Genomic DNA, 18,801 nt, shown 5'->3' with positions numbered 1-18,801 from the left:
CTCCAGCTTAATCATTGGAGCCGGGACGCCCGGGGCGCGCAGGATGCTGTCGCCGCACCATCCACGCCGATTCCCGAAGGCCGGTGACCCCGCATGACCACCTCCACCCCGCTCCCGCTCCCGCCCGCCGCCGCGCTCCGCGCCAAGGCCGAACGCCTGCGGGCGCTGGTCGCCGACGGCGTGCTCGTGCTGCCGAACGCCTGGGACGCCGGCAGCGCCGCCGTGATCGCCGCCGCGGGCGCCGCCGCGATCGCGACCACCAGCGGCGGCGTCTCCTGGTCGCTGGGCCGGGGCGACGGCCAGCGCCTCGACCGGGCGAGCGCCGTCGAGGCCGCCCACCGGGTGGCGGCGGCCGTGGACCTGCCGGTCACCGTGGACGCCGAGGGCGGTTACGGACCCGCGCCCGCCGATGTCGCCGGGACCGTCCGGGCGCTGGTCGGGGCGGGCGCGGCCGGCGTCAACCTGGAGGACTCGACGGCGGTCGGCGGCCCGCTGTACGCGGTGGACGAGCAGGCCGCCCGGCTGCGCGCGGCCCGGACGGCGGCGGAGGCGGCGGGCCTGCCGGAGCTGCTGCTGAACGCCCGCACGGACGTCTTCCTGTTCGGTCTCGGCGGGCTCGACGAGGCGCTGGCCCGGGCCGAGGCGTACGCGGCGGCGGGTGCCGACGGCCTCTTCGTACCGGGCCTGCTGGACCTCGACGCGCTGGCCGAACTCTGCGCGCGCTCGCCGCTGCCGGTCAACGCGATGGCGGTGGCCGGCGGTCCGTCCGTCGCCGAACTCGCCGCCGCCGGGGTGCGCCGGATCAGCGCCGGTACGGCGGTGGCGCAGCTCGCCTACACCGCCGCCCGCCGGGCCGCCGCGGAACTGCTCGGCCCCGGCACCCTGACGGCGCCCGCCGGTGCCCTGGGCTTCGGCGACGTCGACGCGCTGTTCCGGGGCTGACGGGGGCGGTGGCCGGCTGGGCGCGCGTCAGGCCTCCTGGGGCGCGGGCAGTTCGGCGAGCGCCGTCGGCTGCCCGGCGCCCGGGTCCGGCAGTCCGAGCAGTCGCCGCATCGCCCGCCGGGTGCGGTCGGCGGCGCCCCGGTCGCCGTACAGCCGGCGGGCGTGGTTCAGCGCGAGCACCTGGCCGGTCAGCTCGAAGACGGTCTGTCGGGGTTCCGTCCCGGCCGGCAGTTGCCCGGCGGCCACCGCCAGCTCCACCTGGTGCCGGACCCTGCGCTGCCAGAGCGCGTTGCGGGCCGTCACCGCCGAGCGGACCGGCCCGGGCTCCCGGTCGTCGAACTCCGCGGTCACGGTGGTGAAGAAGCAGCCGCCGGGCAGCAGGTCGCGCTCCAGGTAGGAGACCCAGGCCTCGCACTGGGCGAGCAGCAGCGGCAGGCCCGGCGCGGCCCCGCTCGTCTCCGAGCGCCGCACCACCTCGCGGACGAACAGCGCGACCGCCTCGTCGACGACGGCCAGTTGCAGGCTCTCCTTGGTGCCGAAGTGGCCCAGGACACCGGACTTGCTCATCGACAGGTCGGTGGCGAGCCGGCCGATGGTCAGGCCCTGCAGTCCCTCGACCGAGGCGAGGTCCAGGCCGCGGACCAGGATCGAGGCACGGGTCCGGCGGGTGTCGGCGGCGGATCTTCTCGGGCTCACCGCGCCAGTGTAGCGAGCGCGAGGGGTTTAGCGTCCGACCGTTCGGACGCTATAGTCCGGCATGCTGACGCCCCATCACGGAGCGCCCATGAGCCGAGGAGCAGCCATGCCGGGTTCCCGCATCGTCGCGCTGGGCCACCACCAGCCCGCGAAGGTCCTGACCAACCACGACCTCGCCCGGCTGGTCGACACCAGCGACGACTGGATCCGCCGGCGCACCGGCATCGTGACCCGCCGGATCGCCGAGGAGGAGAGCGTCACCGACCTCGCCGCCACCGCCGCCGGCAAGGCGCTGGCCGCCGCCGGACTGGCCCCCGACGAGATCGACCTGGTGGTGGTCGCGACCTGCACCGCGATCGAGCGCTGCCCGAACACCGGTGCCCGGGTCGCCGGGCGGCTGGGCATCCCGGAGGCCGCCGGCTTCGAGGTCAACAACGGCTGCGCGGGCTTCTGCACCGCGCTGGCCACCGCCGACCACGCCGTCCGGGCCGGCGCCGCCCGGTACGCGCTGGTCGTCGGCGCGGAGCGGATGAGCGACGTCACCGACTGGACGGACCGCTCCACCTGCGTCCTGCTCGGTGACGGCGCGGGCGCCGCGGTCCTCGGCCCGGACACCGCGACCGGGGGACGCCCGGGCGTCGGGCCGGTGGTCTGGGGCTCCGACCCGACGAAGGGCGACGCCGTCCGGCTGGACGGCGGCTGGCGGCCCCGGTTCCGCCAGGAGGGCCAGACCGTCTACCGCTGGGCGACCGGCACCCTGGCGCCGATCGCCGAGGAGGCCTGCCGCCGGGCCGGACTCACCCCCGCCGACCTGGGCGCGGTGGTCACCCACCAGGCCAACCTGCGGATCATCGAGGCCCTGGTCGAGCGCCTCGGCGCCACCGGCGCGGTGGTGGCCCGCGACGTCGTCGAGTCCGGCAACACCTCGGCCGCCTCCGTCCCGCTCGCCCTCGCCAAGCTGGTCGAACGCGGCGAGGTGCCCGGTGGCGCCCCCGCCCTGCTGCTCGGTTTCGGCGGCGGACTCTCCTGGGCCGGGCAGGTCGTCACCTGCCCCTGACACATGCCCGTCGGCGCGCGGTCGGTGCGGTGGCCGAGGCGCGACCGACGGGCGGCCGGTGCGTGGCCGATGGAGGGGCGGCGGGCCTGGCCGATCCGCCGCAGGAGCACGGCCGTCCGGCGTAGCCTTCACGCATGGCAGAGAGCAAGGTCCGGAAGACCGCGTCCGCGGCGAAGCCGGCGGGCAGGGCGGCCGTGGTGCGCAAGCCGGAGTCGCGACTGGCGATGGTGCGGCGGGCCCGGAGGATCAACCGCGAGCTGGCGGAGCTGTACCCGTACGCGCACCCGGAACTGGACTTCGACAACCCCTTCCAGCTGCTGGTGGCCACCGTGCTGTCGGCGCAGACCACCGACCTGCGGGTGAACCAGACGACGCCGGCGCTGTTCGCGAAGTACCCGTCGCCGGAGGACATGGCGGCGGCGAACCCGGCGGAGCTGGAGGAGATCATCCGGCCGACCGGCTTCTTCCGGAACAAGGCGAAGTCGCTGATCGGCCTGTCGATCGCGCTGCGCGACGAGTTCGACGGGAAGGTCCCCGGCCGGCTCGCCGACCTGGTCACCCTGCCCGGCGTCGGCCGCAAGACCGCCAATGTCGTCCTCGGCAACGCCTTCGGAGTCCCCGGCATCACCGTGGACACCCACTTCGGGCGGCTGGCCCGCCGGTTCGGGTGGACCGCCGAGGACGACCCGGTGAAGGTCGAGGCGGCGGTCGCGGAGATCTTCCCGAAGTCCGAGTGGACGATGCTCTCGCACCGGGTGGTCTTCCACGGCCGGCGCATCTGCCACTCCCAGAAGCCGGCCTGCGGGGCCTGCCCGATCGCACCGCTCTGCCCCTCCTACGGGGAGGGCGAGACCGACCCGGAGAAGGCGGCGAAGTTGCTGAAGTACGAGCTGGGCGGTCACCCGGGCCAGCGGCTGCGGCCGCCCGCCGACTTCCCGGGCGAGGCCGGTGCCCGCGCGGACGCCGCCGCACACCAGGGCCAGGTCGCCGACCTGGCGGTGTCCGAATGAGCGGGCGCGGGGAACGGCGTGCGGAGCCGCTGGGGGAGCCGCAGGTCGGGCGGCGGATTGAGCGAGTCGTTGAGCGAGGGGTTGACCAGCGGGTCGAGCGGGACGGGCTGCCGGCCTGGCTGGAGCCGGTCCGGGAGGCCGCGGAGCGGGTGCTGCCCGAGCAGCTGAGCCGCTTCCTGCCGCCCGCCGAGGGCGGCCGGGCCGCCGCCGTGCTGATGCTGTTCGGCGAGGCCGAGTCCGGGCCCGACCTGCTGCTCATCGAACGGGCCCGCTCGCTGCGCTCGCACGCCGGGCAGCCGTCCTTCCCGGGTGGCGCGCTGGACCCGGAGGACGGCGACCCGGCGGGGCCCGGGCCGGTGGCGGCGGCGCTGCGCGAGGCCTGGGAGGAGACCGGCCTGGAGCCGGACGGCGTGCAGGTCTTCGCCACCCTGCCCGCGCTGTACATCCCGGTCAGCCGGTTCGTGGTGACCCCGGTGCTCGGCTGGTGGCGAGAGGAGTCGCCGGTCCGCCCGGTGGACCTGGGGGAGACCGGCGCGGTGTTCCGGGTGCCGATCGCGGAGCTGACCGACCCCGGCAACCGGGCCCGGCTGCGGCACCCGTCCGGGCACCTCGGCCCGGCCTTCGCGGTCGGCGGGCGGCTGGTCTGGGGCTTCACCGCCGGGGTGATCGACCGGGTGCTGCACCACAGCGGCCTGGAGCGGCCGTGGGACGCGGACCGGATCGTCGACCTCTCGGACGAGGCGCTGGAGCTGGTGCAGGGCGATCTGGAGCGGTCCCGGGCGCTGCTCGGCCGCGACGCCGGGGCGCTGTGAACCACCGGGCGGCGGGCGGGGCCGTTCCCTGCGGGGCTACGGCGGCGGGCGGGGCCGGCCTCCGCGGGGTCGCGGCCGGATTCGGCGTTCGTTCCCCCGGTCGGGTGGTCCGTCGTGGGAGGGTGTTCGGGTGAACGTCCTGGATGTGCTGTTGATCGCCGCCGCCATCGGCTTCGCCGTCTCGGGCTACCGGCAGGGCTTCGTGGTCGGCGTGCTGTCGGTCCTCGGTTTCCTGGGCGGCGGCCTGCTCGCCGTCCAACTGCTGCCGCTGCTGCTCGACCACCTCAGCCCCGGGACGACCGCCTCGGTGATCGCCGTGGTGGTGGTGATCGTGCTGGCGGCGACCGGCCAGGCGATCACCACGCACTTCGGCTGGAAGCTGCGCGGCCACATCGACCGCCGCCCGGCCCGGGCCCTGGACGCGGCGGGCGGCGCCGTGGTCAACGTGATCTCGATGCTGCTGGTGGCCTGGCTGATCGGCTCGGCGCTCGCCGGGACGTCCCTGCCGACCGTCTCCAAGCAGGTCCGCACCTCGGCCGTGCTGGGCGGCGTCCAGGACGCGCTGCCCTCCGACGCGCCCAACTGGTTCTCGGACTTCTCCAAGGTGCTCGCCCGCAACGGCTTCCCCCAGGTGTTCAACCCCTTCGAGCACGAGCCGATCACCCAGGTCGACTCCCCCGATCCGGCGCTGGCCGCCAGCCCGGCGGTGGCGAAGGCGCGGCAGAGCCTGGTCAAGGTGGTCGGCACCGCCACCGCCTGCGGAAAGACGCTGGAGGGCAGCGGCTTCGTCTACGCCCCGCACCGGGTGATGACCAACGCCCACGTGGTCGGCGGCGTCGACGAGCCGACCGTGCAGGTCGGCGGCGTCGGCCCGCTGTACGACGCGACCGTGGTCAGCTACGACTGGCAGCGCGACATCGCCGTCCTCGACGTGCCCAAGCTGAACGCGCCGCCGCTCGCCTTCGCGGGCGAGGCGAAGACCAATGACAGCGCGATCGTCGCGGGCTTCCCCGAGAACGGCGCCTTCAACGTCCAGCCGGCCCGCATCCGTGGCCGGATCCAGGCGAACGGTCCGGACATCTACCACCGCGGCCAGGTCGTCCGGGACGTCTACTCGGTGCGCTCGTTGGTCCGCCAGGGCAACAGCGGCGGCCCGCTGCTCACGCCGGACGGCCAGGTGTACGGGATGGTGTTCGCGAAGTCGCTGGACAGCGCGGACACCGGGTACGTGCTGACCGCGGCCGAGGTGCGGCAGGACGCCGAGCAGGGCAGTACGGCGACGGGCCGGGTGGACACCCAGGGCTGCGCGCTCTGACCTCGTCCGGTCGTCCGGTCGTCCGGTCGTCCGGTCGGGCGCCGGCGTTCGGCGGCCGAAGCTCGGGCGGTCGGCTGCCGGTCGTGGTCGGCCGGCAGCCGGGCGAGGAGGGTGGAGGAGGGTGGGGAACCGGGCGGAGCCGGGACCGGTCAGGTGTCGCGGCGGAGCCGGGCGCCCACCCAGCGGGCGCGGCGGCCGAGGATGTGCGGGATGCCGAGCTGCCGCTGCGCGGTGCGCGGGTGGCCGCCGCCCGCGCCTTCGAAGTCGCCTTCGAAACCGGCGTCGTAGCCGGTGTCGTAGCCGCCGTCGTGACTGCGGTCGTAACCGTGGTCGTCCGCCCACTCGGGGCGGTGGGCGGCGGAACGCTGCGGGCTGTTGCTGTGCTGTCGGCCGCGCGGGGCGCCGCCGCGATCGGGCATCCAGGTCATACCGCAATGGATGCCCCTGGGCCGACGGGGGTAACCGCCCGGTGGGCCACCAACGTGGCCTATGCGTTTGTCATATGAACGTCATATCAAGGGAGTTGGGACCTTCGACCCCGTTCGCCCATCCGGGCGCCGGGACCCTCGGCCCCGTGCCCTCTTCCGGGGGAGGCCGTTGGTCCCTCAGTCCTTGTGCCGGCCGATCCAGTCCAGCAGCTCGGCGGTGAACTGCTCCGGCGCTTCCTCGTGCGGGAAGTGCCCGACCCCCGGCAGCAGCCGCCAGCGGTACGGCGCCGCCACGTACTCGCCGCCGCCCAGTGCGGTGTGCGACAGCAGCACCGGGTCCGCCGCACCCTGGACGTGCAGGGTGGGGGCGGTGATCGGCTTCTTCATCCGGCGGGCGAACTGGATGCCGTCCGGCCGGGCCATCGAGCGCAGCAGCCAGCGGTACGGCTCGATCGAGCAGTGCGCGGTGCTGGGGATCTGGATCGCCTGCCGGTACGCGGCCACCGTCGCGCGGTCCAGTTGGTTGCGGCCGGTCCAGGCGTCCAGGTAGCGGCCGACCAGCGCGGCGTCGTCGGCGACCAGGCGGCGCTCCGGTATCCACGGACGCTGGAAGCCCAGCACGTGCTCGAAGGCGGCCATCTGCTTGCGGTCGGTGAGCAGCGCCCGGCGGAGGTCACGGGGGTGCGCGGCCGAGACCACGGTGAGGCTCTGGATCACCGAGGGCCGCATCACGGCCGCCACCCAGGCCAGCGTGCCGCCGGAGGCGTGGCCGACCAGGTGCGCCCGGTCCTCGCCGAGGGAGCGGATCACCCCGGTGATGTCCAGCGCGAGGTTGCCGGGGTCGTAACCGCGCGGGGTGCGGTCGCTGCCGCCGATGCCGCGCAGGTCCACGGCGACGGCCCGGTAGCCGGCGGCGGCCAGCGCGGTCAGCTGGTGGCGCCAGGCCCACCAGTACTCGGGCCAGCCGTGCACCAGCAGGACCAGCGGGCCCTCGCCGAGCTCGGCGATGTGGAACCGCGCGCCGTTGGCGGCGAGGTCGCGGTGGATCCACGGTCCGGCCTGCCGGACGTCCCAGGCGGCCGGGGGCGTGTCCTGGGCGTCGCCGGGGGTGTTGAGGCCGGAGCTGGCGGACGGCTGCGCGGGCACGGGCTTCTGGTCGAGCGACATACCGAGAGCGTGTCACATCCGCGCGCCGGACACGCGCCCGGCACTCGCACTCGGGCCCCTCCGGCCCGCCGCGCACCGGGCGCACGTCCCCCGCGGAGACCCCGGCGCGTGCCTGGCGCGTTCCCGGCGCGCCCCTGGCGTGCGAGGGTGGCCTTCGGGGCGGGTGGCCTTTCGGGGCGGGAAGGCCTTCGGGCGGAGGAGGCTTACGGGATGCGGCCCAGGGCGCGGTCGATCTCCTCCTTGGTGGCGGGACGCGGCCGCGCGTTCTTCAGCACGTCGGCGGTCTTCTGCGCACCCTCGATGGTCCGGACCGGCTTCTCGATCTTCTTGAACGAACGCAGTGCCAGCAGGCCCAGCAGCACGGCCAGCAGCAGGTACGCGCCGGCCACGATCAGGAACGACCAGCCGAGCGACAGGCCCAGCGCGTGGATGCCGAACGCCGCGGCCGCGCTCAGCATCGGGACGGCGGCCAGCGCGACCACGCCCGCGACGCCCAGCGAGACGCCGCCGGAGACGCCGCGCTTGACGTCGGCGCGGATCTCGGCCTTGGCGAGTGCGATCTCGTCGTGGACGAGGGCGGACAGGTCGGCGGTGGCCGCGGCGAACAGCTGCCCCACCGAACGCTCGCCCTCGTAGGGCGCCCGGCCGTTGCTGGACGGGTCTGCGGCTCCTGCGGGCATCAGCGGTTCTCCTCTTCCGGTGGACTGTCGACAGTTCAGAATCATGCCCCTACCGGACGAGCGGACACCACTCCGGGGCCCCGCCGGAGGGACGTGTTCCGGCGTGCGGGCCGCTCAAGGGGGCTCCGGTGCGGCGCTCAGGGGGCTGTGCCGCGGCCTTCGTCACGGTGTTCGACGGCCGGGCGTGTCGGGCCCGGGTCGGTGTGCTGGGTCTCGGTGGGCCGTGCCTCGGTGGGTCGGTCCTCGGTGGGCTGTGCCTCGGTGTGCTGTGCCGGTGCCTCCGCCGGCTGCGCCCGTGCGGCCATGCGGGCCTGCCAGGCGGGGTCGTCGAGCTGGTAGACGTCGGGGATGCCGTCACCGTCGAGGTCGCGGTCCTCCTCCTCGCAGAGCTCGCGGTAGTGCCGGTTGCGCAGCTTCAGCAGCACGGTGGCGGCCAGCGCGCAGATCAGCGAGCCCACCAGGACGGCCGCCTTGGCCCGGTCGGCGAGCGCCGGGTCGTCCGGGAAGGCCAGCTCGTCGATCAGCAGCGAGACGGTGAAGCCGATGCCGGCCAGCACCGAGACGGCGAACATGTCGGCCCACTTGAGCTGCGGGTTCAGCTCGGCGCGGGTGAAGCGGGCGGTCAGCCAGGTGCCGCCGAAGACACCCACGGACTTGCCGACCACCAGGCCGAGCACGATGCCGAAGGGGGCGGACTGGGTGAACACCTCGCGCAGGGCCGAGCCGGAGATCCCCACCCCGGCCGCGAACAGTGCGAAGACCGGCACGGCCACCCCGGCCGAGATCGGCCGGACCAGGTGCTCGATGTGCTCGCCGGGGGAGTGCTTCTCGTCGCCCTCCCGGTGGCAGCGGAGCATCAGGCCCATCGCGACACCCGCCACCGTGGCGTGCACGCCGCTCTCGTGCATCAGCGCCCAGATCACGAAGGCGAGCGGGACGAACAGGTACCAGCCGTGCACCCCGCGCCGGTGCAGGAACCAGAACAGCGCGAGCCCGGCGAAGGCCAGCCCGAGCGCCCAGAACTTGATGCCGGAGCTGTAGAAGACCGCGATGATCAGGATCGCGATCAGGTCGTCCACCACCGCGAGGGTGAGCAGGAAGGCGCGCAGCGCGGAGGGCAGGTGGCTGCCGACCACGGCGAGCACGCCGAGCGCGAAGGCGATGTCGGTGGCGGTCGGGACGGCCCATCCGCTGGGGTGCCCGCCGGGACCGGCGTTGACGACGGTGTACAGCACGGCGGGCAGCACGACTCCGCAGACGGCGGCGATGACGGGCAGCATCGCCGCGCGGGGGTTGCGCAGCTCGCCCGCCACGAACTCGCGCTTGAGCTCGATGCCGGCCACGAAGAAGAAGACCGTCAGCAGCCCGTCCTTGGCCCAGGTGCCCAGGGTGAGGTCCAGGTGGAGCGGGGCGGAGGGACCGACGGTGTAGTTCAGGACGGACTGGTAGGCGTCCGGCCAGACGTTGGCCCAGACGAGTGCGACGACGGCCGCGACGAGCAGCAGGACGCCGCCGACCGTCTCGGTGCGCAGGGCGTCGGCGAGGTAGCTCCGCTCGGGGAGGGGCAGCCTGCCGAGGAACTGGCGGCGCTGGGACGTCGGTGTCGGCGTCGGTGTCGGCTCGTGAACGGGCGGCTGGCTGGCCACGCGCGGCCTCCTGGGGGCAAGGGGACGGTGTGAGGATGCACCGGTGGTGCACCGCCGACCAGACTTCCCGGCTCGCCCTGTGACGCGGATCTTGATGCGTCTTTGACATTGTAGCGTGGCGACAAAGCGGTAACCGGATCGTCCTCCTATAGGACTTAGCCGCCTGCGGCCCGTTGCGCACGGCGGCCGGGTGCGCCGGGGTGGGTCCCGGGTGCGCCGGGGAGGGCGCGTGGTGGTCCGGACACGGAGGTGCCCCGGGCGGTCACGACCGCCCGGGGCACCGTCACGCACGTCTTCCGATGCGGGTCAGCCTTCGCTGCCCGCCGTGGGTCAGCTCTCGCTGCCCGCCGCCGGAAGCTGGGCCTGGATGAGGTTCATCACCGTGGAGTCGGCCAGGGTGGTGGTGTCACCGACCTCGCGCCCCTCGGCGATGTCGCGCAGCAGGCGGCGCATGATCTTGCCGGAGCGGGTCTTCGGCAGCTCGCCGACCACCTTGACCTGCTTCGGCTTGGCGATCGGGCCGAGCGTGCGGCCGACGTGCGCCCGCAGCTCCTCGACCAGCTCGGGGCTGTCGGTGGCGCTGCCACGCAGGATCACGAAGGCGACGATCGCCTGGCCGGTGGTGGCGTCGGTGGCGCCGACGACGGCGGACTCGGCCACCGACGGGTGCCCGACCAGGGCCGACTCGACCTCGGTGGTCGAGATGTTGTGGCCGGAGACCAGCATGACGTCGTCGACCCGGCCGAGCAGCCAGATGTCGCCGTCCTCGTCCTTCTTGGCGCCGTCACCGGCGAAGTAGCGGCCCTCGAAGCGCGACCAGTAGGTGTCGATGTAGCGCTGGTCGTCGCCCCAGATGGTGCGCAGCATGGACGGCCACGGCTCGGTGAGCACCAGGTAGCCGCCGGAGCCGTTGGGGACCTCGACGGCGTTGTCGTCGACCACGGTGGCCGCGATGCCCGGCAGCGCGCGCTGGGCGGAGCCCGGCTTGGTCTCGGTGACGCCCGGCAGCGGGCTGATCATGATCGCGCCGGTCTCGGTCTGCCACCAGGTGTCCACGATCGGGGTCTTGCCGGCGCCGATGTGCTCGCGGTACCAGATCCACGCCTCGGGGTTGATCGGCTCGCCGACGCTGCCCAGCACCCGCAGCGAGGACAGGTCGAACTTCGCGGGGATGTCGTCGCCCCACTTCATGAAGGTGCGGATCGCGGTCGGCGCGGTGTAGAGGATGGTCACGCCGTACTTCTGGACGATCTCCCAGAACCGACCCTGGTGCGGGGTGTCCGGGGTGCCCTCGTAGATGACCTGGGTGGCGCCGTTGGAGAGCGGGCCGTAGACGATGTACGAGTGGCCGGTGACCCAGCCGATGTCGGCGGTGCACCAGTAGACGTCGGTCTCCGGCTTGAGGTCGAAGACGGCGTGGTGGGTGTAGCTGGCCTGGGTGAGGTAGCCGCCCGAGGTGTGCAGGATGCCCTTGGGCTTCCCGGTGGTGCCCGAGGTGTAGAGGATGAAGAGCGGGTGCTCGGCGTCGTGCGCCTCGGGGGTGTGCTCGGTGGACTGGCGCGCGGTGGCCTCGTGCCACCAGACGTCGCGGCCCTCGGTCCAGGCGATCTCCTGGCCGGTGCGGCGCACGACCAGGACGTGCTCGACGCCCTCGACCTTGGTCAGCGCCTCGTCGATGGCCGGCTTGAGCGCGGACGGCTTGCCGCGGCGGTAGCCGCCGTCGGCGGTGATGACCAGCTTGGCCTGGGCGTCCTGGATGCGGGAGGCCACGGCGTCGGCGGAGAAGCCGCCGAAGACCACCGAGTGGGTGGCGCCGATCCGGGCGCAGGCGAGGATCGCGACGACCGCCTCGGCGATCATCGGCAGGTAGATCGCGACCCGGTCGCCCTTGGCGACACCGAGCTCCAGCAGCGCGTTGGCGGCCTGCGAGACCTCGTCCTTGAGCTGGGCGTAGGTGATCGAGCGGCCGTCGCCGGGCTCGCCCTCGAAGTGGATGGCGACCCGGTCGCCGTTGCCGGCCTCGACGTGCCGGTCGACGCAGTTGTAGGCCACGTTGAGCGTGCCGTCGGCGAACCACTTGGCGAACGGCGGGTTGGACCAGTCGAGGGTCTGGGTGGGCTCGACGGCCCAGGTGAGGCGGCGGGCCTGCTCGGCCCAGAAGCCGAGGCGGTCCTCGGAGGCCTGAGCGTACGCGGCCGCGGTGACGTTGGCGGCTGCGGCGAGCTCTGCCGGCGGGGCGAAGCGCCGCTCCTCCTTGAGCAGGTTGGCCAGGCTCTCGTTGCTCAACGCGCACTCCTCATGAGTCATGATCGGGGTCGTTTCCCGTGCGTGGGGATTGTCCCGTGTGTCCCAGCGCACAGCTCACCAGGCGAAGAGGTCAGTTGACAAGAGGCTCCGGGTAATTGGTGTAGACCTTTGATCGGGCGTCGAACGGTCGCCCGAGGTCGCCGGAGCTCCGGGGGCGGGGCGGGAGACGGGCCCGCGTCCTTGGCCCGCCGGGCGGACGCGGGCCCGCCGCTCAGGCAGCCAGACCGGGACCTCCTCCGCCCCGGGCCGGATCCGCGACGGCGGTACCGGTGGCCGGAACCTGTTCGAATTCATTCGCGCGCCCGGGCGTGTCGCGTTCCTGCCGCGGGGCGGCCGCCTCGACGGGGCCGAACCGGCCGCTCTCCCGGTCGAGGACGTAGGCCTGCGCGGTGGCGAAGTCGAAGTACATGCCGACCAGCCGCAGGGTGCCCTCGGCCACCCGTCGCTCCACCGCCGGGTTGGCCATCAGCTGGTCCAGCTGCTGGACCACGTTGGTGATGCAGAGCTGCTCGCTCAGGTCGACCGCCGGACGGTCGGCGAACTCCGCCGGGGCCCGGCGCAGCCGGTCCAGCGAGCCCCGGCCGTTGCGCAGCCAGCGGGCCAGCGGAGTGGGCCGGCCGGGTTGCTCGTGCACGCCGTCCAGCAGGGCCTTCATCGCCCCGCAGCCCGAATGCCCGCAGACCGTGATCGACCGCACCTCCAGTACCTCGACCGCGTACTGCACCGCCGCCGCCACCGAGTCGTCGGCCGCGCCCGGCTCGTGCGGCGCCGGCACCAGGTTGCCGACGTTGCGCACGGTGAAGAGGTCACCCGGTCCACTGTTGGTGATCATGCTGGTGACCAACCGGGAGTCGGCGCAGGTCAGGAAGAGCTGCGAGGGTGTCTGGCCCTCCCGGGCGAGCCGGGCCAGCTCGGGCCGCACCAGCGGGGCGGTGTGCAGCTGGAACACCCGGACCCCGTCCAGCAGCCGGCCGTGCGGGTCCTCCTGCTGCTCGATGCAGCGGTGACCGACCCAGGGCGTCCAGGCGCGGCAGCGGTGCGGGCCGGGGGAGCTGCCGGCGCGGACGGTGCCGTCCGGGTCGAGCACCTCGTCGTCCTGGCGGCGGGTCACCATCGACACCCGCCCGCCGCCCGCCTGGTGGCCGCTGCGCCAGCTGTGCACCGTCTCGTACGCGGCGTGGTCCAGGAAGGAGCCGTCATGGACGACGGTGACCTCGGCGCCGGCCGGGATTCCGGCCAGCGCCCGGCTGAGCCGGGGCACCGCGGTGAAGGTGAGCGGGCCGTGCGTCTCCACGGTGAACGAGCCGTCGGGGCCGGCCATGACGTCCACATGGGCGCGGGTCAGTCGGTAGAGCGCGAGCAGTACGGCCGTTGCCGCGCCCAGCGCCACCCCCGGCAGGACGCCGAGCAGCACCACGGCGACCACGGTGGTCAGGTAGACCGGGAACTCACGGTGCCGGTGCACCTTGCGGATGTGCGCGAAGCTCACCATCTGCAGGCCGACGACCAGCACCAGCGCGGCGAGCGCGGCGAGCGGGATCCGGCGCAGGCCGCCGCTCAGGGCCAGCGCGGCCGCCAGCACCCACACCCCGTGCAGGACCGAGGACCGGCGGCTGCGCGCTCCGGCCCGGACGTTGGCCGTGCTGCGCACCGCGCCGCCGGCGACCGGCAGCCCGCCGACCAGTCCGCTGACCATGTTGGCGAGGCCCTGGCCGCGCAGTTCGCGGTCGAGGTCCCCGGTGCGGCGCGACATCCGGTCGACCGCGACGGCGGAGAGCAGCGACTCGACGCTCGCCACGGCGGTGACGGTCAGCACGGCGGCCAGGAGGGCGAGCGGCGGGCCGTGCGGCAGGTCGGGGGCGAGGCCGTGCGGCTGCCAGGCGGGCAGTTCGACCCGGGCGAGCCGCAGGTCCAGTGCGATGGCGAGCGCGGTGGCGGCGGCGACGGCGGCGAGCGGGCCGGGCACTTTGGCCAGCCGGCCGCCGAACTCCCCGTACCGGCCGGGGAGCCGGTCCAGCCGGGGCCAGCCGAGCAGTACCGCGACGGTGACCGCGCCGACGGTGAGGGCGGCGGGGTGAGGGGTCGCCAACTGGGCGGGCAGGGCCAGCAGGTTGGCGAGTGCCGAGCTCTGCGGCGAGCCGCCGAGGACGACGTGCAGTTGCGCGATCGCGATGGCGAGGCCGACACCGGCCAGCATGCCGTGCACGATGGCGGGCGAGACTGCCAGCGCGGTGCGGGCCACCCGGCGCACCCCGAGGAGGAGTTGGAGCAGGCCGGCGGCGAGGGTGATGGCGCAGGTGGTCCGCCAGCCGTACTGGGTGATGAGTCCGGCGGTGATCACGGTGAGCGCGGCGGAGGGGCCGCTGACCTGCAGCGGGGTGCCGCCGAACAGGCCGACCACGATGCCGCCGACGGCCGCCGCGGCGAGGCCGGCGGTGAGCGGGGCGCCGGTGGCCAGGGCGATGCCGAGGGAGAACGGCACGGCGATCAGGAACACCACCAGGGAGGCCGAGAGGTCCCTCGCCCAGGCGGCGCGGGGACGTCGGCCCGGTGGGGCGTGGTCGGTGGTGTCGGAGGCGATGGGGGCGCTGGAGATGTCGGGGGTCATGGGTTTTCCCGTCTGTCCGGGGGAACGAACGCAGTCAGGTCCGGCGGTGAGTCCGGCGCGGGCTCGATGAAGCGGATCGGCTGTCGTGGGTCGCGACGGTGTGGCGGGATGGCGCGGTCGGGCCGGGAGTGCGGGTGTCACCGGCCGGGCCTTGGTCCATCGGGCCGCCCGGCGGCCGCTCGGCGGGGCACTGGGAGGAGCCAGGCCCCACGGCAAGGGGCGCCGGGGCGGAAGCGGAACATCAAGACTCGGTAAACCGAGGGTAATGAGAGCTTTGCACAGCGTCATCCGGAGCTCCAGTGAATAACGGCCTGATTCACTCCATTGGGTGGTGGTCGAACGGACGGGAATCTGCTGGTGGCGGGCCTGCCGGGAACGCGCGCGGGCCGCGGTCCCCGTGCGGGGGACCGCGGCCCGTGGGTGGTGCGGCGGGGCTCCGGCTCAGACGGCCGCGCCGGCGGCGGTGGGCTCGCCGGCCAGGGCGGTGCCGCCGGCCGGGGCGGCGGTGTCGGCGCCGAGCACGTAGTCCGGGTCGACCTGGGCGGCGAGGTCGGTGCCGACCTTGGCGTTGGCCCAGCTCTCGGCGTTGCGCAGGTGGAAGAGCACGGCCTGCTCGGTGTACCGGCGCGGGTTCCGCAGCTCGTACGCGGCGTCGGCGGCCGCGCGCAGCTCGTCCAGCACGGCGCGGTTGGCGGGTTCGAGGGCGCGCAGCGGCGGCCTGGCGCCCTGCTCCAGTCGGCGCACCCAGTCGGACTGCCCGAAGGAGGTCAGCAGGTCCTCGCCGACCTCCCGGCGGAGGAAGTCCAGGTCGCCGGGGCCCTGCACCTTGTTGCCGACCACCCGAAGCCGCACCCCGAAGTCGCGCGCGTAGTCCCGGTACTGGCGGTACACCGAGACGCCCTTGCGGGTGGGCTCGGCGATCAGGAAGGTGAGGTCGAAGCGGGTGAACAGCCCCGAGGCGAAGGAGTCGGATCCGGCGGTCATGTCGGTCACCACGTACTCCTCCCGGCCGTCGACCAGGTGGTTGAGCAGCAGTTCGACCGCGCCGACCTTGGAGTGGTAGCAGGCGACGCCGAGGTCCTCCTCGGTGAACGCGCCGGTCGCCAGCAGCCGCACCGAGCCCTCGTCGAGCGCGACCGGGCGGGCGCAGGCCGTGTAGACCGGGTTCTCCTCGACGATCCGCAGCAGCCGCGAGCCCCGGCCGGGCGGGGTGGTCTTGATCATCTCCTCGGCGGAACGGATCAGCGGGTTGCTGCCGCGCAGGTACTCCTTGATCTCGGGCAGCCGGGCCCCGAGCGCGGGCAGTGCGGCGGCCTGGTCGTCCGTCAGCCCGAGCGCCGGGCCCAGGTGCTGGTTGATGTCGGCGTCGACGGCGAGGACCGGTCGGCCCGCGGCGGCCAGGTGGCGGATGAACAGCGCGGACAGCGTGGTCTTGCCGCTGCCGCCCTTGCCGACGAAGGCGATCTTCATCTTGGGACTCCGGCTCTCGCTCCTGGGCCCGCCGCGGTCGCGGCTGCGCGCCACGGCGAGGCCGACGATCTTCCGAGGTGGAAATCGTTATCGTCTTCGACAGCGGTCATGCTATCGGGGGTTTCGGGTCGCCGGCAGGAGGGAAGTGACGATTGCCTCTAACGGGTGATGCGAGGTTGCTGTTCCGGCCGGGGCGCCCGGGTCATTACTCTCGGGTAGGTGAGCACTGGAACAGATCCCCTCGCCCCGCTGGCCCAGCTTCCCGGAGTGCCGGACGCGGTGGCCGAGGTGCGCAAGGCCGTCGACCGCCTCTACGGCCACCGGGTGATGCGCCGCCGGGCGGCCGAGGTCACCTCCGAGTCCGCCCTGCGCGGCGCGCGCGCCTCGGCGGCACTGGCCGGGGCCGACTGGCCGCTGGAGGAGGTCCGGCGGCGCAGCGACTTCGGCGCGGACCCCGAGACCCGCGGCATGGGCGCCGCGCTGCGGATCGCGGCCGAGGCGGGCCAGCTGCTGAGCGTCTGGCGGCACTCGCCGCTCCAGGTGCTGGCGCGGCTGCACCTGCTGGCGCTCGGGGACACCGACCCGGCGGCGGGCCGCCCGCGACAGGGCGGCGAGCCGGCCGACGACCTGTTCCCGCTGGAGCTGAAGCCGGTGGAGGGCGTCGCGGCGGACCACGGCCCGGCGGCCGAACCGGTCGGCGCGGTGGCGGACGGGCCGGTGCCCGCGCTGCCGGCGGCGCCCGGTCCGGAGGAGGTCGCCGCCCGGCTCGACCAGCTCTCCCGGCTGCTGGTGGCCCGCGCGGAGGGCCAGGGCGTCGGGACGCCCGCCCTGGTGGTCGCCTCGGTGGTGCACGGCGAGCTGCTGGCGCTGCGGCCGTTCGGCGCGCACAACGGCCTGATCGCCCGGGCCGCCCAGCGGATCGTGCTGATCGCCGAGGGGCTCGACCCGAAGTCGATCTGCCCGGCCGAGGTCGGCCTGGTCGAGCTGGGGACGGACGCCTACCGGCGGGCGCTGGCCGGCTATCTGGCGGGGACCCCGGAGGGCCTGGCGGCCTGGATCGGCCACTGCGGCCGGGCGCTGCGGCTCGGGGTGCGGGAGAGCACGGCGGTCTGCGAGGCGATGCAGCGCGGCATGGTCTGAGCGTCCGGGCCGTCCGGCTGATCGACCGCCCGACGACGAGATGCGGCGGCACCTGATCCTGCCAGGTGCCGCCGCTGGCACAGATGCCGGGTGACCATGCATGCACCGGAAGTGCCGATCAGACGGGGATCCTGCCCGTTCGTCTGGTCCGGCGGCCCGACAGCGGGTCGGCTGCATGTGGGTGCTCGGTCATCTGCACGACGGTCCGTGTGGCCTGAACTGCGTTGTCGGTTTGACCTCTTCGGTCCTGACCGGGTCTCGCGGGCCGTGCTTCATTTGTATCGCGTTTCGGGCGAAAGGGGAACCCGAAAAGCGACGTCTTCGGCTTTTGACCGTTTTGTCCAAAGTGTGCGGTCAGGCCGCCGGGCGGCGGCGCCGGGCCGCGTACCAGATGATCCCGGCCGTCAGCGCGGCCGTGCCGACCGCCACCGCCGTCAGCACCGGGCGGCTCGGCGCCGAGAATTCCGGGAGCCGGCGCCGGAGTTCCACCGGCTTGTCGAAGACCAGCACCGGCCACTCGCGGGCCACCGCCTCCTTGCGCAGCGCCCGGTCCGGGTTGACCGCCGAGGGGTGGCCGACCGCCTCCAGCAGCGGCAGGTCCGTCGACGAGTCGCTGTAGGCGTAGCACTCGGCCAGGTCGTAGCCCTCGACCTCGGCCAACTCCCGGATCGCGGCGGCCTTGTTCTCGGCGTAGGCGTAGTACTCGATCTCGCCGGTGTAACAGCCGTCCTCGATCTTCAGCCTGGTCGCGATCACGTGGTCCGCGCCGAGCAGCGCGCCGATCGGCTCGACCACCTCGGAGCCGGAGCTGCTGACGATGACCACGTCACGGCCGGCCGCGTGGTGCTGCTCGATGAGCGAGGCGGCCTCGTCGTAGATGATCGGGTCGATCAGGTTGTGCAGGGTCTCGGCGACGATCTCGCGGACCTGCTGCACGTTCCAGCCCCGGGTCAGCGCGGAGAGGTACTCCCGCATCTTCTCCATCTGGTCGTGGTCCGCGCCGCCCACCAGGAAGACGAACTGGGCGTACGCACTTCGGAGGACGGCCCGACGGTTGATCAGACCGCCTTGGTAGAACGGACGGCTGAACGCGAGGGCGCTCGACTTGGCGATGATCGTCTTGTCGAGGTCGAAGAATGCGGCGGTGCGGGGCCCCGCGGTGCGCGGCCGAACGGCCGGCGGACGGGTTCCGGACGGGCCGGAGGCGGGCGCTCCGGGCCGTGCGGCGGTCACGGCCGTCCCCTCGGGCCCGGGTGTCCCGTCGGTTCCGGCGGCTGCGGCGGTGGAGTCCGGGGACTCGTCGGCGTGCTCGTCGGCGTTCTCGGTGGTGTCCACGGGAACCGAGGATAGAGGGCGCCGCAAAACAGCCCGCCATTCGGCGTACTCGTGGGCGTGCGGGTTTGTGTTTCTGGCCGCTCGGGTACACCATGGAAGTCACGGATCGTTCGCGACCGTGCTAACCCGGTCCGGCTCCTCCCCCCCGAGTCGGGCCGTGGATAGACGACCCCCGCTCTCCCCCCCGG

15 protein-coding genes are annotated in these 18,801 nt (G+C 73.9%); 6 read left to right on the top strand and 9 right to left on the bottom strand.

The window, feature by feature from the left end:
- The first annotated feature begins 93 nt into the window (after positions 1-93).
- Positions 94-942 (top strand): isocitrate lyase/phosphoenolpyruvate mutase family protein, encoded by an 849-nt coding sequence (locus ACFZBX_RS01850; protein ID WP_391530826.1) that lies wholly within the window; start codon positions 94-96, stop codon positions 940-942.
- Between the two features lie 27 nt (positions 943-969).
- On the opposite strand, the gene ACFZBX_RS01845 is transcribed toward ACFZBX_RS01850, so the two are convergent.
- Positions 970-1,638, bottom strand: a complete 669-nt coding sequence (locus ACFZBX_RS01845) for a TetR/AcrR family transcriptional regulator (protein ID WP_391530824.1) — start codon at positions 1,636-1,638, stop codon at positions 970-972.
- Between the two features lie 106 nt (positions 1,639-1,744).
- Here ACFZBX_RS01845 and ACFZBX_RS01840 point away from each other — a divergent pair, with 106 nt between their 5' ends.
- From ACFZBX_RS01840 to ACFZBX_RS01825, 4 genes are all read left to right on the top strand, one after another.
- Positions 1,745-2,695 carry a beta-ketoacyl-ACP synthase III gene (locus ACFZBX_RS01840; RefSeq protein WP_391530822.1) on the top strand — a complete coding sequence of 317 codons (951 nt, stop codon included), beginning with the start codon at positions 1,745-1,747 and terminating at the stop codon, positions 2,693-2,695.
- 134 nt (positions 2,696-2,829) lie between these two features.
- A complete protein-coding gene (gene nth / locus ACFZBX_RS01835; RefSeq protein ID WP_391530820.1) occupies positions 2,830-3,705 on the top strand; it encodes an endonuclease III in 876 nt (291 codons plus the stop codon).
- Complete coding sequence (locus tag ACFZBX_RS01830) at positions 3,702-4,517, top strand: NUDIX hydrolase (protein ID WP_391530818.1); 816 nt, start codon at positions 3,702-3,704, stop codon at positions 4,515-4,517. The genes nth and ACFZBX_RS01830 overlap by 4 nt, the downstream gene beginning before the upstream one ends.
- A gap of 130 nt (positions 4,518-4,647) precedes the next feature.
- Complete coding sequence (locus ACFZBX_RS01825; protein ID WP_391530817.1) at positions 4,648-5,832, top strand: MarP family serine protease; 1,185 nt, start codon at positions 4,648-4,650, stop codon at positions 5,830-5,832.
- A 149-nt stretch (positions 5,833-5,981) separates the two neighbouring features.
- Here the strand turns inward: ACFZBX_RS01825 and ACFZBX_RS01820 are convergent, their stop codons facing one another.
- The 7 genes from ACFZBX_RS01820 to ACFZBX_RS01790 form a co-directional block, all read right to left on the bottom strand.
- Entirely contained in the window at positions 5,982-6,260 is a 279-nt protein-coding gene (locus ACFZBX_RS01820) for a hypothetical protein (protein ID WP_391530815.1), read from the bottom strand.
- 177 nt (positions 6,261-6,437) lie between these two features.
- Entirely contained in the window at positions 6,438-7,427 is a 990-nt protein-coding gene (locus ACFZBX_RS01815) for an alpha/beta fold hydrolase (protein WP_391530813.1), read from the bottom strand.
- A 203-nt stretch (positions 7,428-7,630) separates the two neighbouring features.
- Positions 7,631-8,107 (bottom strand): phage holin family protein, encoded by a 477-nt coding sequence (locus ACFZBX_RS01810; RefSeq protein ID WP_350558600.1) that lies wholly within the window; start codon positions 8,105-8,107, stop codon positions 7,631-7,633.
- Between the two features lie 137 nt (positions 8,108-8,244).
- Positions 8,245-9,753, bottom strand: a complete 1,509-nt coding sequence (gene nhaA / locus ACFZBX_RS01805) for a Na+/H+ antiporter NhaA (RefSeq protein ID WP_391530812.1) — start codon at positions 9,751-9,753, stop codon at positions 8,245-8,247.
- A gap of 330 nt (positions 9,754-10,083) precedes the next feature.
- Positions 10,084-12,060, bottom strand: a complete 1,977-nt coding sequence (acs, locus tag ACFZBX_RS01800; RefSeq protein WP_391530811.1) for an acetate--CoA ligase — start codon at positions 12,058-12,060, stop codon at positions 10,084-10,086.
- Between the two features lie 211 nt (positions 12,061-12,271).
- Positions 12,272-14,668, bottom strand: a complete 2,397-nt coding sequence (locus ACFZBX_RS01795) for a SulP family inorganic anion transporter (protein ID WP_391530810.1) — start codon at positions 14,666-14,668, stop codon at positions 12,272-12,274.
- Between the two features lie 441 nt (positions 14,669-15,109).
- The gene (locus ACFZBX_RS01790; RefSeq protein ID WP_391530809.1) at positions 15,110-16,138 is read right to left on the bottom strand and encodes an ATP-binding protein; all 1,029 of its coding nucleotides are present in this window, start codon (positions 16,136-16,138) and stop codon (positions 15,110-15,112) included.
- Positions 16,139-16,357: 219 nt separating this feature from the next.
- Between ACFZBX_RS01790 and ACFZBX_RS01785 the strand changes: the two genes are divergently transcribed.
- Positions 16,358-17,278: an oxidoreductase gene (locus ACFZBX_RS01785; protein WP_391530807.1), complete on the top strand. Its 921-nt coding sequence runs from the start codon at positions 16,358-16,360 to the stop codon at positions 17,276-17,278.
- A gap of 354 nt (positions 17,279-17,632) precedes the next feature.
- On the opposite strand, the gene ACFZBX_RS01780 is transcribed toward ACFZBX_RS01785, so the two are convergent.
- Positions 17,633-18,613 carry an HAD-IB family hydrolase gene (locus ACFZBX_RS01780; protein ID WP_391530805.1) on the bottom strand — a complete coding sequence of 327 codons (981 nt, stop codon included), beginning with the start codon at positions 18,611-18,613 and terminating at the stop codon, positions 17,633-17,635.
- Positions 18,614-18,801: the final 188 nt, after the last annotated feature.

This window comes from Kitasatospora sp. NPDC008115, assembly GCF_042957205.1.
GTDB lineage: Bacteria > Actinomycetota > Actinomycetes > Streptomycetales > Streptomycetaceae > Kitasatospora.
Note: the sequence above shows the minus strand (reverse complement) of the source record. Positions and strands in the feature narration are given on the sequence as shown.

Coding starts and splice junctions, on each gene's coding strand:
- ACFZBX_RS01795 (WP_391530810.1), bottom strand. CDS start 14,668: ATGACCCCCGACATCTCCAGCGCCCCCATCGCCTCCGACACCACCGAC.
- acs (WP_391530811.1), bottom strand. CDS start 12,060: ATGACTCATGAGGAGTGCGCGTTGAGCAACGAGAGCCTGGCCAACCTG.
- ACFZBX_RS01815 (WP_391530813.1), bottom strand. CDS start 7,427: ATGTCGCTCGACCAGAAGCCCGTGCCCGCGCAGCCGTCCGCCAGCTCC.
- ACFZBX_RS01820 (WP_391530815.1), bottom strand. CDS start 6,260: ATGACCTGGATGCCCGATCGCGGCGGCGCCCCGCGCGGCCGACAGCAC.
- ACFZBX_RS01850 (WP_391530826.1), top strand. CDS start 94: ATGACCACCTCCACCCCGCTCCCGCTCCCGCCCGCCGCCGCGCTCCGC.
- ACFZBX_RS01790 (WP_391530809.1), bottom strand. CDS start 16,138: ATGAAGATCGCCTTCGTCGGCAAGGGCGGCAGCGGCAAGACCACGCTG.
- nth (WP_391530820.1), top strand. CDS start 2,830: ATGGCAGAGAGCAAGGTCCGGAAGACCGCGTCCGCGGCGAAGCCGGCG.
- ACFZBX_RS01810 (WP_350558600.1), bottom strand. CDS start 8,107: ATGCCCGCAGGAGCCGCAGACCCGTCCAGCAACGGCCGGGCGCCCTAC.
- ACFZBX_RS01830 (WP_391530818.1), top strand. CDS start 3,702: ATGAGCGGGCGCGGGGAACGGCGTGCGGAGCCGCTGGGGGAGCCGCAG.
- ACFZBX_RS01840 (WP_391530822.1), top strand. CDS start 1,745: ATGCCGGGTTCCCGCATCGTCGCGCTGGGCCACCACCAGCCCGCGAAG.